This is a genomic window from Nonomuraea wenchangensis (assembly GCF_900111685.1).
GTDB lineage: Bacteria > Actinomycetota > Actinomycetes > Streptosporangiales > Streptosporangiaceae > Nonomuraea > Nonomuraea wenchangensis.
In genome coordinates this window covers 1-17,926 of the sequence record NZ_FOHX01000019.1, presented here as the reverse complement: position 1 = coordinate 17,926, position 17,926 = coordinate 1, and the positions used below count along the sequence as shown (strand labels likewise).

Here is a 17,926-nt window from a genome sequence, read left to right as displayed (position 1 = left end):
TCCCATCCATGGGAAGCCCGTTCAGCGGCGCGGCGCCGTACTACGCGAGACACCGGCTGGATCACGGCGAGGAGGCCATCGCCCACGTGGCCGCCGTCCTGGGCAGGGACGCGACGGTGCTCGACCTCGGCTGCGGCCCGGGGACGGTGGCGATCCCGCTGGCCCCGCACGTACGCGAGGTCCTGGCCGTCGATCCGGACCCGGAGATGCTGGCGGAGGGCCGGCGTCTGGGCGCGCACGTGCCGAACATCCGCTGGCTGTCCGGCGACTCCACCGGGCTGGCCGCGCTGCCGCCGTTCGGGCACGTGGTGATGGGCCGTTCGTTCCACTGGATGGACCGCCGCGCGGTGCTGGCCGAGCTGGACCGGTTGCTCCCGCCGGACGGCGTGGTCGTGCTGCTGGGGCCGTCCCGGCAGCCGCCGGAGGAGCCGTGGGAGCCGGCGATGCGGCGGGTGCGCGCCCGCCTCGGTGTGGGGAAGGGGACGCGGACGGCGTCCGACTCCTACAAGGCGACCGGCCTGCACCACCACGACGTCCTGGCGGCCTCGCCCTTCTCCGACCTCACCACGGCCTGCTACGAGCGGCGCGTGACGTCCGACCTCGACAGCGTGCTCGGCCTGCAGTTCTCCTACTCCTACAGCACGCCGCCGCTGCTGGGCGAGCGGCTGGAGGCGTTCGTCGAGGACGCGAGGAGGGAGTTGCTCGCGGACAACCCCTCAGGCGAGTGGGAGCACGTCAGGCAGACCGAGGTGGTCGTGGCCCGCCGTCCCGCGGACCGTTCTCCCGGCCGTCCTGCCCGCGGTTGACCAGCCGGGACGCCAGCTGAGCCGCCCGCACCGCGCCGCCGGGCCACAGCCGCGCCAGCCGCCAGGCGATCCGCGCCGACGCGGGCGCCGAGATGACGGCCTTGCCGCGGGCCATGCCGCGCAGGACGTCCGCGGCGAGCGCGTCGGCGGAGTAGAGCCGTCCGGGGCCGTGCCCGATCGCCTGCCGCGCCGCCGCGCCGACCCTGGTGGCGGGCAGCCCGGGGTTGGCGTTGTCGAGCAGCGGCGTGTCCACGAACCCGGGGCAGACCACGCACACGCGTACGCCGTGCTCGGCCGCCTCGGCCCGCAGCGCCAGCGACAGCCCGACGACGGCGTGCTTGGTGGCGGTGTACGGCAGCATCAGCGGCGCGGGCACCAGCCCCGCCAGCGACGCGGTGTTGACGATGTGCCCGTGCCCCTGCCGCACCATGATCGGGTAGGCCGCGAGCACCCCGTGCACGACGCCGCGCAGGTTGACGTCGATCGTGCGGTCCCAGTGCGCCCGCGTCATCTCCAGCGCGGTGCCGCCGACCGCGATGCCGGCGTTGTTGACCATGAAGTCCAGCCGGCCCCGCTCGCCGGCCACCCGGGCGACGAGCGCGGCCACGGCCTCGGCGTCGGTGACGTCCACCCGCGCGTACTCCAGCTCGCCCTTGCCCCAGCCGGCGAGGTCGGCGGGTTCGTTCAGGTCGGCGACCGTGACGGCGACGCCGCGCGCGGCGAGCGCCCGCGCCAGCGCCCGCCCGATCCCGGACGCCCCTCCGGTGACGATCGCGGTCCTCACCGGCCCGCCGCCCGCGGCTCCGCCCAGATGCCCATGGCCCGCCAGAGCCGCCGGGTGAACCGGTTGACCAGTCCCAGCTCGACACAGAGCTCACGGGTCCTGCCCACCGAGTCGCGGATCTCGCGCCGCGCCTCGGGGTTGCGCAGGTAGACCTCGGCGACGACGTTCGGGGGGATGCGGAAGTGCCGGATCATCGCGCCGGGCGGCGCGAGCATGATGCGGGCCATCACTCCGAGGATCAGCGGCGCGGCGACGCCGAGCATGAGCCGCCGGTACGCGGGCATGCGAGGCACCCGGTTACGCAGGTAGTGCCGGGCGAAGGAGATGTGCCTGGCCTCCTCCGCGATGTGGATGCGCATGATCGTCTCCTCCAGCGGGTGGTGCGGCCGGTCGTCCTTGAGCACCTTGCGCTGTACGTGGTCGATGGGGTCCTCGCCGCCGAGCACGAACACGAAGAACAGCTCGGTCGAGATCAGCGGGATCAGCGGCGCGACCTGCGCGACTAACGACAGCGGCCGGGGCATGCCCCGGATCGGCATCCCGGTACGGTTCACGAACTCCTGGAACATCATCCCGTGATGTCCCTCTTCGATGGTCTCGTGGTAGACGTACCGGAACTCCGGTGACCCGTTCGGCAGCCGGTAGGCGTAGTTGAGCAGCCCGCGCTTGAGCAGGTTCTCGAACTGCAGGCCGATCTTCATGGCGGTGGCCACCCGCCACAGGCCGATGGCGGCGCGCGTCTCGGGGGTCCGGGCGCGGTACCAGGGGTGTCCGCCCAGTTTGTCCACCCCGGGCAGCTCCCACCGGGGGTCGGCGGGGTCCACCCGGTACTCGGGGTCGTCCCAGGGGATGTCGCGGTAGGGCTCCCAGTGCTTGTCCACCGACGCCTTCGACAGGCGGTCGATGACCGCCCGGTAGGCGGCGTGGCCGGAGACCTGCTCGTCGGCTTCCCTGGCGGTGATAGAGCTCGGTGCGCGTGTCATCGCATGCACTCCTCTCCTCACCAAGTAATTGTACGAATCGTCCAATAACTCGGGAAGGGGGGTGTTTCACAGCTTTTCGAGGGATACGCCGAGCTCGTTCGCCGCCGCCGTACGGATCAGCGTGTTGACCCGCCGCCGCGAGAGCACCTTGGGATGCACGGTGGTCTGGATGGCCAGCCCGTCGATGAGCGCGAAGATCCGCCAGGACGTCCCGTCGGGATCCGGACAGGTGAACTCGCCCGCCGCCGCGCCGTCCTCGATGATCGCGCGCAGCAGCAGCCGGCCGTGGGTGTCGATCCGGCGGGAGATCTGCTCCAGCTCCGCGTTGCGCATCGCCTCCGCCCACGCGTCGATCCACAGGCGCCAGCCCTCCGGCTGCATGCTGGGGGCGCACACGCGCAGCAGGCTGCGCAGCCGGTCCAGCGGCGCGGCCTTGGACTGCTCGATGTCCTCCAGCGTGGTCAGGTGCTGCCGGGCGGCGTACATGAAAGCCTGGGCGAACAGCCGTTCCTTGCTCTCGAAGTGGTAGAAGAGCAGGGCCTGGCTGACGCCCGCGGCGCGGGCGATGTCGACGGTCCTGGTGTGGCCGAAGCCCTGTTCCGCGATCACCTCGCAGGCGGTCTTCAGGAGATCCTCGCGCCGTAATCGGCTGAAACCTGATGTCACAACGGGTAACTCTTTTCCAAGCTGACTATCTTCTTGATCATGGTATCGGCCGGTCCTCGTCCGCAGTCGATCAGGGCCGGAAACCATCCCTTACCCGCTCGCCCGTGCCGCCACCCCCAGGTACGCGGCGTCGCAGAGCGATGCTCTATGCGTCCCGCGTTCGCCTGATTAGAGTAAGTGAGCACTGATACCGAGGAGTCGAAGTGAACCTTGCTGACTATCGGCGTGCAGCCAGGGCCTGGCTGGAGGAGAACGCTCCGCACGACGATCCGCCCGGGACGGACGCCATCTCCAGGGCCAAGGAGTTCATGGCCAAGCTCTACGACGCCGGCTACTCCGGCATCACCTGGCCCGCGCAATGGGGCGGCCAGGGGCTGACGCAGGCGGAGGAGCGCGCCTTCGCCGCCGAGGCCCGCGACTACACCCTGCCCACCTACGTCTTCTCGATCGGCCTCGGGATGACCGGCCCGACCCTCGTCGACCGGGGCACCGACGCCCAGCGCGAACGGTTCGTCCGCCCGCTCCTGCGCGGCGAGGAGATCTGGTGCCAGCTCTTCTCCGAGCCGGGCGCGGGCAGCGACGTCGCCAGCCTGCAGACCAAGGCCGAGCGCGACGGCGACCACTGGGTAATCAACGGCCAGAAGGTGTGGACCTCGGTGGCCCACCACGCCGACTGGGGGCTGCTGCTGGCCCGTACCGACGTGGAGGTGCCCAAGCACAAGGGCCTCACCATGTTCGTGGTGGACATGCACCACCCGGGCGTGACCGTCCGCCCGCTCAAGGACATGTCCGGCCGGTCCAACTTCAACGAGATCTACTTCGACAACGTGATCATCCCCGACGAGCACCGCGTCGGCGAGGTCAACGACGGCTGGAGCGTGGCCGTCACGACGCTGCTGCACGAGCGGCTGTCGATCTCCGCGGGCGTCGGCATGGGCGGCTCGAAGGACCACCCGGCCTCCGTGGAGGCGCTGCGCAGGGTCCTCGACACGAGCGACCCGCTGGTCCGCGACCAGCTCGTCGAGCTGCACATCCGCAGCCGCGCGCTGGCCCTGTTCAACCAGCGCCTGTCCCAGGAGACCAAGGCCGGCATCTTCCCGGGCGCGCGGGGCAGCGGCGCCAAGCTGCTGCTGGCCGAGCTCACGCTGTTCCAGGCGGACCTCGCCACCCAGCTCGTCGGGCCGGAGACGGCGCTGGCCGACCACCCGCTCGCCCAGGCCCTGTCCATGGCGCCCGGCATGGCGCTCGGCGGCGGCACCAACGAGATCATGCGCAACATCGTGGGCGACCGCGTGCTCGGGCTGCCGCCGGAGCCGCGGGTGGACAAGAACGTGCCGTTCAAGGACCTGAAGGTGGGGACGCAGGCGTGAAGCTCGTACTCGGCGAAGAGCAGCGGCAGCTCCAGGAGTCCGTCAGGTCCTTCCTGGGGTCGGCCTCGCCGCTGCGCAAGGCCCGCGAGGGCTACGACCCGCAGGTCTACGCCCGGCTGAACGGCGAGCTGGGCCTGTCCGGCCTGATCATCCCCGAGGAGTACGGCGGCGCCGGCGCCGGCCTCACCGAGCTGTCGGTCGCGCTGGAGGAGACCGGCGCCGCGCTGCTGCCGGGACCGTTCCTCGCCACCGCGTTCGCCGCGATCGCGCTGACCGCGACGCCCGACAAGGAGCTGCTGTCCGGCATCGCCGACGGCCGTCTCGCCGCCACCCTGGGCCTGCCTACCGGAGACCTGCCGGCCTGCGACGGCACGTCCGTCAGCGGGCGGCTGGCGCAGGTGCTGAGCGGCATGGAGGCCGACGTGCTGGTCACGCCCGCGACCGCCGCCGACGGCGGCGCGGTCATGGTCGCCGTCGAGCTGACCGCCCCCGGCGTCACCAGGACCGCACTGGACGCCCTCGACATCACACGCGGCCAGGCCGAGATCGTCCTCGACGGCGCGCCCTGCCGGGTGCTCGGCGCCCGCAGGGACGACGGCGTCATGGACCGGGTGTGCGTCGCGCTCGCCGCCGAGCAGCTCGGCGTCATGCGGGCCGCGCTCGACGCCATCGTCGCCTACGCCAAGATCCGCGTCGCCTTCGGCCGCTACATCGGCTCCTACCAGGGGGTCAAGCACAAGCTCGCCGACATGCACAACAAGCTCGAACAGGCCGAGTCCATCGTCAGGTACGCCGCCTGGGCCGCCGACGAGGCCCCCGACGAGCTGCCGGAGGCCGCCGCGCTCGCCCAGGCGTACATCGGCCGCGCCTGCTTCGAGGTCGCCCGCGACCATCTGTTGCTGTACGGCGGCATCGGCTACACATGGGAGCACGACGCTCACCTGTTCTACAAGCGGGCCAAGGCCGACGAAGTGCTGCTCGGCCCGCCCCGGATCCACCGTGCCCGACTCGCGGAGCTCCTGGAGCTGTGATGGACCTCGACAAGACTCCCGGTTTCTACGCCATCGCCGCCGCCCACCCCGACCGCCTGGCCGTCATCGACACCGACGGCACCCGCACCACGTACGGCGAGCTGCTCACCCGCGTCAACCAGGTCTCGCACGGCCTGCGCGCCCGCGGGCTCGGCGTCGGCGACGTGGTGGCGGGCGTGCTGCCCAACGGCATCGACGCGGTGGTCATGCTCATGGCCACCGGCCAGCTCGGCCTCTACTACGTGCCGATCAACTGGCACCTGACCGAGGCCGAGGTGGCGTACATCCTGCGCGACTGCGACGCCAAGGTCGTCGTCACCGGCCCCGACCACCAGGTGTCCGGCGGCGAGGTAGGCACGGCCGGGCTCGCCGAGGGGCAGCCGGGCGACGCGCCCGCCGACCGGACCAGCGGCGCCGTCATGTGGTACACCTCCGGCACGACCGGCTTCCCGAAGGGCGTCCAGCGCGCGCTGCCGGGCGCCGCGCCTGAGGCGATCGTGCCGCTGTACGCGTGGTTCTTCGGCGAGGTCGTGGACCTCAAGCCGGGCGACGAGACCCACCTCGTGACCTCGCCGATGTACCACTCCGCGCCGTGCGCGCACACCCAGTTCGCGCTGCACTTCGGGCACACCGTGGTGATCACCCCGCGGTTCGACCCGGAGAACATCCTGGAGCTGGTCCAGCGCTACCGGGTGACGAACGCGATGATGGTCCCGACCATGTTCCACCGGATGCTCCAGCTCCCGGAGGACGTACGCGCCAAGTACGACGTCTCCAGCCTGCGCCAGGTCATCCACACGGCGGCGGCCTGCCCGGTCGCGGTCAAGCAGCAGATCATGGACTGGTGGGGGCCGGTGCTCTACGAGTACTACGGCTCCACCGAGTCCACGATCGCCTTCTCGGTCAAGCCGCACGACTGGCTGGCCAGGCCTGGCACGGTCGGCCGGCCCGCGCCCATGTTCGAGGCGAAGATCCTCGACGAGGACGGCGAGGAGCTGCCGCCCGGCGAGCCCGGCATGATCTACGTCAAATCCTCCATGGGCGGCTTCGAGTACCGCAAGGACCCGGCGAAGACCGCCGCCAGCATGCGCGGAGAGTGGTACACACCGGGCGACATCGGCTATCTCGACGAGGACGGCTTCCTGTTCCTGTGCGACCGGCGCACCGACCTCATCGTCTCCGGCGGGGTGAACATCTACCCGGCCGAGATCGAGGCCGCGCTCCTGGAGCACCCCGCCGTGGCCGACGTGGCCGTCATCGGGGTGCCGGACGAGGAGTGGGGGCACAACGTGGTCGCGCTCGTCCAGCCGGCCGAGGGCGTCGAGGCGGGGCCGGAGCTGACCGCCGAGCTGCTGGAGCACTGCGGGCCGCGCATCGCCAGGTTCAAGCACCCGAAGGTCGTCGAGTACCGCGAGCTGCTGCCGCGCACCCCCACGGGCAAGCTGTCGCGCTCGAAGGTACGCGCCGAGTACCTGGAAGGCACGTCATAGACCATGGTCCGGGCCCGGCCGCTCGCCGGGCCCGGACCGGCCGCCGGCCGCGCGGCGGTAGCGCTCCGCCAGCCGCCCCACGGCCTCGGCCAGCTCCGGCGGGTCGAGCACCTCGAAGTCCTCGCGGATGAACCCGACCCACACCGCCAGGCCCTCGAGGTCGTCGCCGCCGACCTCCACCAGGCAGCTCGCCTCGTCACGTGGCCGTGCCTCCATCCCGAACCTGGCCAGGTAGCCGAGCCGCCCGGCCGGGGCGTGCACGAGCAGCGTCGCCCGGTGGCGCACCATCGCCGTGCTGACGCCGCGCTCCACGTACGCCGCCACGTCGCCGTCCGCCGGCAGCTCGCGCGGGCCGAACCGGGGGCCGCCGGGGGTGCGCGGCCGGACCCGGTCCACCCGGAACGTACGCCAGTCGCGCCGCTCGACGTCGTAGGCCACCAGGTACCAGCGGCCCCGCCGGTGCACCAGGCGGTGCGGCTCGACGTCGCGGACCGTGTCGTCGCCGTCGTGGCCGGTGTAGTCGAAACGCAGCCGCTCGTGGTCGCGGGCCGCGTTCGCGATCGTGGTCAGCAGCTCGGGCGGCACGGCGGGCCCGTCGGGCATCCGGTACGGCGCCTGCACCGTGTAGGAGTTGAGCGCCTGCACCCGGCGCCGCAGCCGCGCCGGCAGCACCTGCTCCAGCTTGGCGAGGGCGCGCACCGACGTCTCCTCGATGCCCTCCACGCCGCCACCCGCCGCCCGGCCCAGCCCGACGGCCACCGCCACCGCCTCCTCGTCGTCGAGCAGCAGCGGCGGCAGCGCGGCGCCCGCCCCGAGTCGGTAGCCGCCCGCGACGCCCGGCGTGGCGTGCACCGGGTAGCCGAGTGTGCGCAGCCGTTCCACGTCGTTGCGGATGGTCCGGGTCGAGACCCCGAGCCGGGAGGCCAGCTCGGGGCCGGACCACTCGCGGTGCGCCTGGAGGAGCGAGAGCAGCTTGAGCAGGCGGGCGGAGGTTTCCAGCATGACGCCCAGTCTGCCCGCCTTCGCGGCAGGAACCGTTCCGCCTTCGGGAGCTCAGAACAGCTTCTGCGCCTGCTGCACGACGGTCAGGACGGTCAGCGAGCCGAAGAACGCGACCGACCAGACCAGCGCCCCCAGCCGGTACGACCGCACCCTGATCTCCCTGGGCAGGGCCCGCCGGTTGAGCACGATCAGCAGGATCGAGTACACGAACATCATCACGGCCGCGAAGCTCGCCGAGAACACCAGCAGGATCAGCGGCTGGTCGAAGCCCAGCAGCAGGATCACGATGCCGACCAGCACCAGCGCCCAGACGGTCAGGAAGTAGACGCGGTTGACCGACACCGGCTTGTCACGCAGGTAGACCGTCTTGATCGTGTCGGAGGCGAGGCGCGAGGTGTAGTCGACGATGCCCATCGCCGAGGCGAACAGCGCCAGCGCGCCGATCACCCAGAACAGCACGCCGAACCACGCGCCGACGGTCTCCTGCAGCGCCCGGCCCTCCACCTCCAGGAAGCCGATGCTGTTCTGCAGCCCCTCCCGGCCGAAGACGGTCGAGTACGCCAGCATCGACATCAGGGCGATCGTCACGAACGACACCAGGGCGAACGTCCACGCCTGCTCGACGTTGGCGAAGCGCCACCACCGCCGCCAGCGGGCGAGGTTGGCGGCGGTCGGGGCGAACTGGAAGCCCGTCGTGGGCGCCGCCTCCTCCTGGCCGGTGACCGGGCTGACCAGGCGGGGGACGTACAGGCCCATGCCGAAGCCCTTGTCGCGGATCCAGTTGCTCTGGCACAGGTTCTGGCCGCCGCCCGCGCCCGCGTACGCGATGGCTCCCATGAGCACCGCGAACTCCAGCTCGGGCACCGGGAACCCGGCGTCCACGGTCATGCCCTTGCCCAGCTCGACCCAGCTGTCGGCGGTGATGGCGAACAGCACCGCGACCACGATCAGCGTCACGACCAGGGCGATCTTGACGAAGATCACCCGTTCCAGCGCCGTGTAGATCACCGGCGCCAGGGTCAGGCCGAGCGCGATCAGCAGCAGCATGCCGATCGCGATCCACCGGACGCTGCCCGCGCCGGTCCCGGTGAGGTACGTGACCATGGTGGCCGAGCTGGTCACCCAGCCCGGCCACAGGTTGGAGCAGAGCGTCATGAGGACGAAGACCAGGCCCCAGTGCCGCCACATGCGGCTGAAGCCGGTGAGCGCGGTCTCGCCGGTGGCCAGCGTGTAGCGCTCGATCTCCATGTTGAGGAACCACTGGGTGATGATGCCGACCGCCGCGCCCCAGACGAAGATCAATCCGACTTGGGAGGCGATGTACGGCCAGAGGATGAACTCGCCCGACGCCAGGCCGACGCCGGCGCCGACTAAGCCGGGGCCGATGACGCGCCAGGTCGATCGGGGTGGTTCGGGCAGGTCTCGGACGGTGACGGGGGGAAGGACTCGCGCAGGAACGGTGGGGGTGAACTCCGCCATGCGGATCTCCTTGCTAGGCGTGACTCACCGATCACCTTACAAAGATCCCCAACTGGTGTGAAAGGGCTAGTGAACCCATACTTCGTACTCGCCCTGATTGGTGAACCCGATGACCTCGCCGCCCGCGCCCATGAGCCCGCCGAGCGCCGTGCGGACCGCCGCGCGCCACTCCGCGGCCGTGCCGGGGTCGGTACGGCGCAGCTCCTCGACGTCGGGCGGGGTGCCGACGAGCACCACCTCGCCGCCCGCGAGGTGGAAGACCGGGCGGCCGTTCTCGCAGGCCAGGAGCGCGCGCGGCGGCTCGTCCACGGCGGGCGCGTCCGCCGCCGCCCGGCGGTCCTGGTCCACGGGCCACGCCGCGAGCAGCCGGTCGGAGGCGTCGCCCTCGTTGATCGCGTCCGCCATCGTCCCGTAGAAGTCCTCCAGGTACTCCTCCGGGCGGGCGCCCAGCTTGACCAGGTTGAAGCGGGCGTTGCGGCGGACGAGCGGGTCGAAGGTCCAGGTGATCCGCCTCAGCCCGCGCTTCCTGCACCAGTCGCGCTGGTGGAGCTTCAGCGCGTAGCCGATGCCGCGGCCCGCCACCGTGCCCGTGACGTGCGAGTGCAGCGTCCGGTCGGCTGCCAGGAACCCGACGGACGCGCCGACCAGCGTGTCGCCTTCGTAGGCCCCGGCCACGTAGCCACCGGCGTGCGCGAAACCGATCATCAGCTCCAGGGGGACGGGCACGTTGCGTGGCTCCGGGTGCCAGATGTCGTCGAACAGCCGGTTGACCTGCTGGAACTCGTCGATCTCCGACAGCTCCCTGATCGTCACGCCGGCCCTCGCCGCCGCGTCCGACCAACCGATGGTCACCATTCCGTCACTCCTCGTAGTCATAATGGGAGGCGCCGTCCCGGACCGGGACGCCCGTGACCAGGAGGTTCCATGAAAGCAGTGCCCACCGTCCTCCGCACCGCCGCCGCCCTCTGCGCCGCCGCGCTCGTGGCCGTGCCGCTCGCGGCCTCGCCGGCCTCGGCCGCCGCGGGCGCGGATCTCGTCATCACCGTCACCGCCGCGAAAGGCGGCGGCGCCTACCGTTACCTGCTGACCTGCGACCCCGACGGCGGCAGTCACCCGCGGCCCGGCGACGCCTGCCGCGCGCTGCAGTCGGTGGACGGCACGGTGGAGGAGCTCGACGTCGACCCCGGCCCGTGTCTCCACGTCTACGCGCCGGTCGACGTCAAGGTCGCGGGCGGCTGGTACGGCCGGCGGATCGCCTACCACCACGAGTTCCCCAACAGGTGCCTGATGAGCCGGACCCTCGGCCCGGTGGTGTAGCCGACGGGCCCGGCCCCGGGCTCAGGTCAGCAGCTCGCCGAAGAGGCGGTGCACGTTGCCGCCGATGATCTTCTCGACGTCCTTCTCCGGCAGGCCGCGGGCGAGCAGCCCCTCGGTGACCAGGGGCAGGCCCTCCGGTCCCGCGAGGCCGGGCACCGTGGCCTTCGGGTCCACGCCGCGGTCGTTCTCGCCCTCGCAGAACGGCGGCAGCAGGTCGTCGTAGACCTCCTTGACGAAGTCGGGGCCGAGGCCGACGTGGTCGAGGCCGGCCACGCCGGCGATGTGCTCGATGTGGTCGAGCAGGCGGTCCAGCGTGTAGCCGGCCGGCTGCTCGGCCAGGAAGGGGGCGAAGAAGTTGACGCAGACCACGCCGCCGGTCGCGGCCACCCCGCGCAGCTGCTCGTCGGTGAGGTTGCGGTGGTGGTCGCGCAGCGCGCGGGCCGAGGAATGGGTGGCGATGACCGGCCTGGTGGCCAGCTCCAGGACGTGCGCGACGCCGGAGGCCCCGAGGTGGGAGACGTCGAAGATGACGCCGAGCCGCTCCATCTCCGCCAGCACGGCGACGCCGTGCGAGGTCAGGCCGCTGCCGGTGGCGTCCTCGGCGCTGCCGTCGGCCAGCGGCGTGCGACCGAAGTGCGCGATCGACGCCACCCGCACGCCCAGCCGGTGCATCGTCGGGATCAGCTCGACGCTGGCGTCCAGGCCCGGCATGCTCTCCAGCGCCAGCACCAGCGCGATCCTGCCCGACTCCAGCGCCGCGTCGATCTCGCGGGCGTCGCGGCAGAGCGCGACCCGGTCGGCGTTGCCCTCGGCGATCACGTGGGCGCACTCGATCATCCGCAGCGTCTGCCGCAGCGCGCCCTCGGGACGATACTGGTCGTCGATGAAGACCGGCAGGACCTGCAGGTCGACGCCGCCCGCGGTGAGCTGCGGCAGCCAGCGCTCGCGGAAGAACGACGACCACACGTGCGGCGGGCGGGCGGAGACGGCCATCAGCAGGTCGTTGTGCGTGTCGGCGACGACGGCACGCCGGTGCAAGGGGTGAAGCGTCATGCTCGGACGTTACCGTGCCGGGCTCGGCCGGTAGGCGCCGCCCGGTGCCTTGCCGGTGAGCCTGCGGTAGAGCGTCGTCGAGCCCGGCCAGTTGTTGGTGACGCGGCCTTCGGCCGTTTTGTACCAGCTCTGGCAGCCGCCGCCCCACACCATGCGCTCCATGGCGGTGTCGAGCTGCCGGGTCCAGGCCGCCATCACCTCGGGGCGCACCTCGATCGGGCCCTGCTCGGCCAGCCGGGGCAGGCAGGCCATGATGTGGGCGACCTGGCATTCGAGCATGAAGATGATCGAGTTGTGTCCGAGGTTGGTGTTGGGGCCGTACAGCAGGAACATGTTGGGGAACTCCGGCACCGAGATGCCGAGATAGGCCTCCGCGCCGTTCGCCCACCGCTCGTGCAGTGACCGGCCGGAGCGGCCGGTGATCTCCATCGGGGTCAGGAACTCCGTGCTCCTGAACCCGGTCGCGTAGACGATCGTGTCGACCTCGCGCAGCCCTTCGGTGGTCTCGACGCCGCGTGGGCCGATGCGAACGATCTTGTCGGTGATCACGTCCACGTTGTCCCTGGTGAGGGCGGGGTAGAAGCGGCTGTCGATGACGACCCGTTTGCAGCCCGGCGGGTAGTCGGGGGTGAGCTTGGCGCGCAGCGCCCGGTCCGGCACCTGCTCGTACAGGTGGCCGAGCGCCCGCTTCCTCAGCAGGCCGGTGCTCCAGCCCTCGGCCAGCGCGGGGTAGAGGGTGGCCTCGGCGTACCGGTAGATCCACTCCCGGTAGGCCCGCTGCAGGCCGGGGACGTAGTGGAGGGCGAGCTTGGTCAGCGGGCCGAACGTGGCGTCCGGCTTGGGGATCACCCAGTTGGGTGTGCGCTGGAAGACGTGCAGTCGCGCGGCCCGCTCGGCGACGGGCGGGATGAGCTGGGCCGCCGACGAGCCGGTGCCGATCACCGCGACCTGCCTGCCGGTGAGGTCGTGGTCGTGGTTCCAGCGGGCGGAGTGGAAGGAGACGCCCGTGAAGTCCGACATTCCGGGGATGTCGGGGAGGTGGGGGCGGTTGAGCTGGCCGACGCTCACCACCATGACGTCGAACGCCTCCGTCCGCTCGCCCCCGTCCGGCCCGGCGGCGGTGATCTGCCACTGGCGGCCGTCGAACGCCGCGCTCCGGACCTCGTTGCGGAACCTGATCTTCCGTCGTACGTCGTACTTGTCGGCGCAGTGCTCCAGATAGCCGAGGATCTCCGGCTGGTCCGGGTAACGACGGGTCCAGCTCGCGTACTTCTCGAAGGAGTAGGAGTAAAGGTGGGACGGGATGTCGCAGCCCGCCCCCGGATAACTGTTGTCGCGCCAGGTCCCGCCGAGGTCGTCCGCCTTCTCGAAGATCGTGTACGAGCGGATCCCGGCCCTTTCCAACCGGATCGCCATGCACAGTCCGCCGAAGCCGGCTCCGATGATCGCGACGCTTGGTGCCATGCCACCCTCCGCCAGTCAGTGTCCACTTACATTACGCCGAACGTCGATCCGTCGCGACCCTCCGGAAGGCCGATAGTCTTCGCAGGTGGCTGCTGTGACGTTGACGGACGTGATCGGAGTGCTCGAGGCGGCCTACCCGCCCGCCCGGGCGGAGTCGTGGGACGCGGTGGGGCTGGTCACCGGCGACCCCGACCAGGAGGTGCGGCGGGTGCTGCTCGCCGTCGACCCCGTCGCGGCCGTGGCCGAGGAGGCCCTGGAATGGGGCGCCGACCTCATCGTCGTCCATCACCCCCTCTACCTGCGCGGCACCACGAGCGTGGCCGCCACCACCCCCAAAGGCCGGCTGATCCACACCCTGATCAGGCGCGGCGTCGCCCTCTACACCGCCCACACCAACGCCGACGTCGCCAACCCCGGAGTCTCCGACGCGCTGGCCCGCGCCGTCGGCCTGACCGGCGACCTCGTGCCGCTGCGGCCCTTCCCCGACGACCCGTGGCGCGGCCTCGGCCGCATCGGGGAGCCGGCCGAGCCGACGACGCTGGGCGAGTTCGCGGCGCGGGCGGCCGAGGGGCTGCCCCGCACGGCGTGGGGCATCAGAGTGGCGGGCGACCTTTCCCGGCCGGTGCGCCGGGTCGCGGTCAGCGGGGGAGCGGGCGACTCCCTGCTCGGCGCCGCCGCCGAGGCCGGCGTCGACGTGTTCCTGACCGCCGACCTTCGGCACCATCCGGCCAGCGAGTTCGTCGAGTCCGGCGGGCCCGCGCTGATCGACGCCGCGCACTGGGCGACCGAGTGGCCGTGGCTGGACAGCGCGGCGTCCATCCTGCACGCCAGTGGCGTTACCGTTGAGACGCGTGTCTCCGCCACGGTCACCGATGCTTGGACAAGAGGATATTGATCATGAAAGCTGCGCCTGACGCCCAGAAGAGATTGCTCGACCTGGCAGAGCTCGACTCCGTGGCCGACCGGCTGGCCCATCGCCGCCGCACCCTGCCCGAGCTGGCCGAGATCGACGAGCGCTCCAAGCAGTACGCCAGGCTCGCCACCCAGGTCATCGAGGCCGAGACCGAGGCCGGCGACCTCGCCCGCGAGCAGACCAAGGCCGAGAGCGACGTCGACGCCGTACGCACCCGCGCCGACCGCGACCAGAAGCGCCTCGACTCCGGCGCCGTGACCTCCCCCCGCGACCTGGCGAGCCTGCAGTCCGAGATCGCCTCGCTGCACAAGCGGCAGGGCGACCTGGAGGAGGTCGTGCTGGAGATCATGGAGCGGCGCGAGGCCGCCGACAGCAAGGTGCGCGACCTGGTGGCCAAGCGCGACGAGACCGCCGCCGCGCGCTCGGCCGCCGAGGACCGCCGCGACGCCGCCCTGAAGGAGATCGACAAGGAGGCGGCCGACGTCCAGGGCCGCCGCACCGGCGTCGCCGCCGAGATCCCCGCCGACCTGCTCAAGCTCTACCAGAAGCTCAGGGAGCAGTACGGCGTCGGCGCGGCCATGCTCCGCCACGGGCGCTGCCAGGGCTGCAAGGTCGCCCTGTCCATCGCCGAGATGAACTCCATCAAGGCCGCGCCCCACGACGAGGTGCTCCGCTGCGAGGAGTGCCGGCGGATCCTCGTCCGCACCGCAGAGTCCGGCCTGTGACCCACCCTGTGACCCACTACGTCATCGAGGCCGACGGCGGCTCGCGCGGCAACCCCGGCCCGGCCGGCTACGGCGCGGTCGTCAAGGACGCGGCGAGCGGCCAGGTGCTCGCCGAGGCCGCCGAGGCCATCGGCGTCACCACCAACAACGTGGCCGAATACCGCGGGCTCATCGCCGGGCTGCAGGCCGTGCTGCGGGTGGGCGGCGAGGGCGCGGCGGTCGCCGTCAGGATGGACTCCAAGCTGGTCGTCGAGCAGATGGCCGGCCGCTGGAAGATCAAGAACGAAGGGCTGCGCCCGCTCGCCTCCGAGGCGGGGGCGCTGGTGCGGCGGCTGCGGGTCACGGAGTGGACCTGGATTCCGCGCGAACGCAACCAGCACGCCGACCGCCTGGCCAACGAGGCCATGGACGCCGCCGCCCAGGGGCTGCGCTGGAGGGCCGGCGGCACAAGCGACAGCGCCGAACCGGGATTGCCCCCTTCCCCCTCGCCCTCGCTTGAGCAGACCGACCTCCTGGACGTAAGCGGCATCTCCGCCCCGGCCAGGGGATCCGCCGCGCGCACCTCGGACCTCTCCGCACCCACCGCCTCCGTGGCCGCCGCCCAGCAACGCACCCGGGCCGCCGGGAAGAACGTGGAGACGGGCACCGGGTGGCGTCCTCCCACCCGCGTCGCCACCTCCCTGCTCCTCCTCCGCCACGGCGAGACCGAGCTCTCCCTCGAACGCCGCTTCTCCGGCCTCGGCGACCCCGAGCTCACGCCCAACGGCCTGTCCCAGGCGGAGGCCGCCGCCGTACGCCTGTCTCGGGAGCCGTACCGTCCCGACGTGATCGTCTCCTCCCCGCTGAAGCGCGCCCGCCAGACCGCCGCCGCCATCGCGGCCCGCACCGGCCTCGACGTCGAGGTGGACGACGAGCTAAGGGAAGCCGACTTCGGCGAGTGGGAGGGACACACCTTCACGGAGGTCCAGCGCCGCTGGCCCGCCGAGCTGGCCGCCTGGCTGGCCGACCCCGAGGCCGCCCCGCCCGGCGGCGAGAGCTTCGCCGTGGCCGCCCGCCGCGTGCAGGCGGCGGGGGAGCGCCTGGTGGAGCGGTACGAAGGCAAGACCGTCCTCGCCGTCTCCCACGTCACCCCGATCAAGATGCTCCTGCGCCAGGCGCTCATGGCCCCGCTGGAGTCTCTTTACCGCATGCACCTCGACCTGGCCTGCCTGAGCCTCATCGAGTACTACGCCGACGGCCCCGCCGTAGTGAAGTCCTTCAACGACACCGCACACTTGCGCTGAATCACACTTACGCACGCGGAGCTGTGGCCGTGCCGGGGTCCGCCAAGGCCCCGGCACGGCCGCCTGCGCATCGCCCCCCTCAGGCGATGACCTTGCCCATTCCACCGGTCCGATCTTGCGGCTGAGTTGAGAACGGCTTGAAACTGATACCCTTTGCCAGACGAGTCGGCCGGGCGACCGCGTCGGGCTCCCAGCGGGCCCGCCGAGGAAGGTCCGGGCTCCACAGGGCAGGGTGGTCGGTAACACCGACCCGGGGTGACCCGCGGGACAGTGCCACAGAAAGCAGACCGCCTCCCGCACGCCGGGAGGTAAGGGTGAAAGGGTGGTGTAAGAGACCACCAGCGCCCACGGCGACGTGGGCGGCTAGGTAAACCCCACCCGGAGCAAGGTCAAGAAGGAACGCTTCTCGGAGCGTTCCGCGCGCGACGTTCGAGGGCTGCCCGCCCGAGCCGCGCGGGTAGACCGCTCGAGGCCGCCGGCAACGACGGCCCTAGATGGATGGTCGCCCCTTCACACGAAGGACAGAACCCGGCCTACAGGCCGACTCGTCACCCTTTCTCTCCCTTGAGCTGCGCCGTTTCCCCGCCGTTGATCAATCAGGGCACTTTCGGGGCACAACGAGTACCGGCTTGAATGCCTTGGAACTTACTAGCACCCTTCACGCAATCGACGACTCAATACCACCCTTCTGATGCACATAACGATAAGTCAAACACTCGAAAAACTTCGGGGCGGTGGAGAGCTTGAGGTGCAATTGGGAGATCATAGATACGGTACAGCTCGTATCCGACGACTGGCACGGCAGTACATGCAGCAGCAAAGTGCAGCAACCCCGCCGACCATCAGCGGCTACCTGCAATCGACGTAGCCTGCCTGACTGCCACATCGACCCTTAACGGACTTCACGCCACGCGTTCAAACCGATGAGGTCACTGGCTTGCGATAGAAAGAACGGAGCCTTGATCATCGATCTGGTAGGTGATAGCGATACCGGGTTACCTGAAGGTCCTGGTCGGCAGGTTCCCAACCTACCCAATGTCGCCGGCGACCACCACGAGTGGCGATGCTGCCATCCGAACGACGTCTCCAACCGATCTGGTCAACGACGACGAGGTCGGTTCGTGTGGCGCGAGCATGGGTGACTTCGTTGATCGTGAGTTCCACCGCCTCGGCGATGCCAGCCGATCCCCGTCCTGCAAAACTACGAGCTCACCCACGGATGAAAGGCCTCAGTGAGGTGATCTCAGCGAAATAATTCGGGTGATAGGGGATGTCCGGGACGCCCGCAGTAACGTTTCGGGCCTTTCGGGAGAAGTCGTCGAAGGCCGGAGACAGACGTGGAGCCTCCGGTAGATGAGTTCTCACCACAAGAAATCCCGTCACCCGGAAGGCTCCACGTGATTGCTCATCGTGCCACGCTCGACGTCTCCCGCGCGCTGATTCACTATGTTGCCCGACTGCTGCACGACGAGCGCCGCCGGCTCGGCACCCCCAAAGGGAGCCGCGCCCTTACCCCGTTCTGGCAGGCGGTCCTGGTGCTGCGGTGGTTCCGGGGCGAAC

The 17,926-nt window shown here is 70.9% G+C and carries 16 protein-coding genes and 1 other RNA gene; 9 read left to right on the top strand and 8 right to left on the bottom strand.

The window, feature by feature from the left end; genetic code table 11:
- Nucleotides 1–8 precede the first annotated feature (8 nt).
- The gene (locus BMW85_RS39225; RefSeq protein ID WP_177241114.1) at nt 9–806 is read left to right on the top strand and encodes a class I SAM-dependent methyltransferase; all 798 of its coding nucleotides are present in this window, start codon (nt 9–11) and stop codon (nt 804–806) included.
- On the opposite strand, the gene BMW85_RS39220 is transcribed toward BMW85_RS39225, so the two are convergent.
- The 3 genes from BMW85_RS39220 to BMW85_RS39210 all read right to left on the bottom strand — a co-directional run bounded on the left by BMW85_RS39220 (nt 736) and on the right by BMW85_RS39210 (nt 3,239).
- Nucleotides 736–1,590, bottom strand: a complete 855-nt coding sequence (locus tag BMW85_RS39220; protein WP_091092021.1) for an SDR family NAD(P)-dependent oxidoreductase — start codon at nt 1,588–1,590, stop codon at nt 736–738. The genes BMW85_RS39225 and BMW85_RS39220 overlap by 71 nt on opposite strands.
- Nucleotides 1,587–2,573, bottom strand: coding sequence for an AurF N-oxygenase family protein (locus tag BMW85_RS39215; RefSeq protein WP_091092019.1), 987 nt, complete (start codon nt 2,571–2,573; stop codon nt 1,587–1,589). Before BMW85_RS39215 ends, BMW85_RS39220 begins: the two co-directional genes overlap by 4 nt.
- Before the next feature lie 66 nt (nt 2,574–2,639).
- Nucleotides 2,640–3,239, bottom strand: a complete 600-nt coding sequence (locus BMW85_RS39210) for a TetR/AcrR family transcriptional regulator (protein WP_091092018.1) — start codon at nt 3,237–3,239, stop codon at nt 2,640–2,642.
- A gap of 203 nt (nt 3,240–3,442) precedes the next feature.
- Here BMW85_RS39210 and BMW85_RS39205 point away from each other — a divergent pair, with 203 nt between their 5' ends.
- Genes BMW85_RS39205 through BMW85_RS39195 form a run of 3 tightly spaced genes read left to right on the top strand, consistent with a single transcriptional unit; the run spans nt 3,443 to nt 7,130 of the window.
- Nucleotides 3,443–4,609, top strand: a complete 1,167-nt coding sequence (locus BMW85_RS39205) for an acyl-CoA dehydrogenase family protein (RefSeq protein ID WP_091092016.1) — start codon at nt 3,443–3,445, stop codon at nt 4,607–4,609.
- A complete protein-coding gene (locus BMW85_RS39200; protein WP_091092014.1) occupies nt 4,606–5,640 on the top strand; it encodes an acyl-CoA dehydrogenase family protein in 1,035 nt (344 codons plus the stop codon). Before BMW85_RS39205 ends, BMW85_RS39200 begins: the two co-directional genes overlap by 4 nt.
- Nucleotides 5,640–7,130: an AMP-binding protein gene (locus BMW85_RS39195; RefSeq protein WP_091092013.1), complete on the top strand. Its 1,491-nt coding sequence runs from the start codon at nt 5,640–5,642 to the stop codon at nt 7,128–7,130. The genes BMW85_RS39200 and BMW85_RS39195 overlap by 1 nt, the downstream gene beginning before the upstream one ends.
- Here BMW85_RS39195 and BMW85_RS39190 read toward each other — a convergent pair.
- From BMW85_RS39190 to BMW85_RS39180, 3 genes are all read right to left on the bottom strand, one after another.
- Nucleotides 7,125–8,132, bottom strand: a complete 1,008-nt coding sequence (locus BMW85_RS39190; protein WP_091092011.1) for a helix-turn-helix transcriptional regulator — start codon at nt 8,130–8,132, stop codon at nt 7,125–7,127. The genes BMW85_RS39195 and BMW85_RS39190 overlap by 6 nt on opposite strands.
- Nucleotides 8,133–8,183: 51 nt before the next feature.
- Nucleotides 8,184–9,611: an Nramp family divalent metal transporter gene (locus tag BMW85_RS39185; protein ID WP_091092010.1), complete on the bottom strand. Its 1,428-nt coding sequence runs from the start codon at nt 9,609–9,611 to the stop codon at nt 8,184–8,186.
- Nucleotides 9,612–9,677: 66 nt separating this feature from the next.
- On the bottom strand, nt 9,678–10,466 hold the full coding sequence (locus BMW85_RS39180) for a GNAT family N-acetyltransferase (RefSeq protein WP_177241113.1): 789 nt from the start codon (nt 10,464–10,466) through the stop codon (nt 9,678–9,680).
- 69 nt (nt 10,467–10,535) lie between these two features.
- Here BMW85_RS39180 and BMW85_RS39175 point away from each other — a divergent pair, with 69 nt between their 5' ends.
- Nucleotides 10,536–10,928, top strand: coding sequence for an SSI family serine proteinase inhibitor (locus tag BMW85_RS39175; protein ID WP_091092008.1), 393 nt, complete (start codon nt 10,536–10,538; stop codon nt 10,926–10,928).
- 21 nt (nt 10,929–10,949) lie between these two features.
- Here the strand turns inward: BMW85_RS39175 and BMW85_RS39170 are convergent, their stop codons facing one another.
- Nucleotides 10,950–11,981, bottom strand: coding sequence for a dipeptidase (locus BMW85_RS39170; RefSeq protein ID WP_091092007.1), 1,032 nt, complete (start codon nt 11,979–11,981; stop codon nt 10,950–10,952).
- A 9-nt stretch (nt 11,982–11,990) separates the two neighbouring features.
- The gene (locus BMW85_RS39165; protein WP_091092005.1) at nt 11,991–13,445 is read right to left on the bottom strand and encodes a flavin-containing monooxygenase; all 1,455 of its coding nucleotides are present in this window, start codon (nt 13,443–13,445) and stop codon (nt 11,991–11,993) included.
- A 94-nt stretch (nt 13,446–13,539) separates the two neighbouring features.
- On the opposite strand from BMW85_RS39165, the gene BMW85_RS39160 reads away from it, so the two are divergent.
- From BMW85_RS39160 to rnpB, 4 genes are all read left to right on the top strand, one after another.
- The gene (locus BMW85_RS39160) at nt 13,540–14,340 is read left to right on the top strand and encodes a Nif3-like dinuclear metal center hexameric protein (protein WP_091092004.1); all 801 of its coding nucleotides are present in this window, start codon (nt 13,540–13,542) and stop codon (nt 14,338–14,340) included.
- A 2-nt stretch (nt 14,341–14,342) separates the two neighbouring features.
- Nucleotides 14,343–15,083 carry a zinc ribbon domain-containing protein gene (locus BMW85_RS39155; protein ID WP_091092002.1) on the top strand — a complete coding sequence of 247 codons (741 nt, stop codon included), beginning with the start codon at nt 14,343–14,345 and terminating at the stop codon, nt 15,081–15,083.
- Nucleotides 15,080–16,366 carry a bifunctional RNase H/acid phosphatase gene (locus BMW85_RS39150; protein ID WP_245775318.1) on the top strand — a complete coding sequence of 429 codons (1,287 nt, stop codon included), beginning with the start codon at nt 15,080–15,082 and terminating at the stop codon, nt 16,364–16,366. Before BMW85_RS39155 ends, BMW85_RS39150 begins: the two co-directional genes overlap by 4 nt.
- A 161-nt stretch (nt 16,367–16,527) precedes the next feature.
- Nucleotides 16,528–16,918: RNase P RNA component class A (gene rnpB, locus BMW85_RS39145), an RNA gene on the top strand.
- Nucleotides 16,919–17,926: the final 1,008 nt, after the last annotated feature.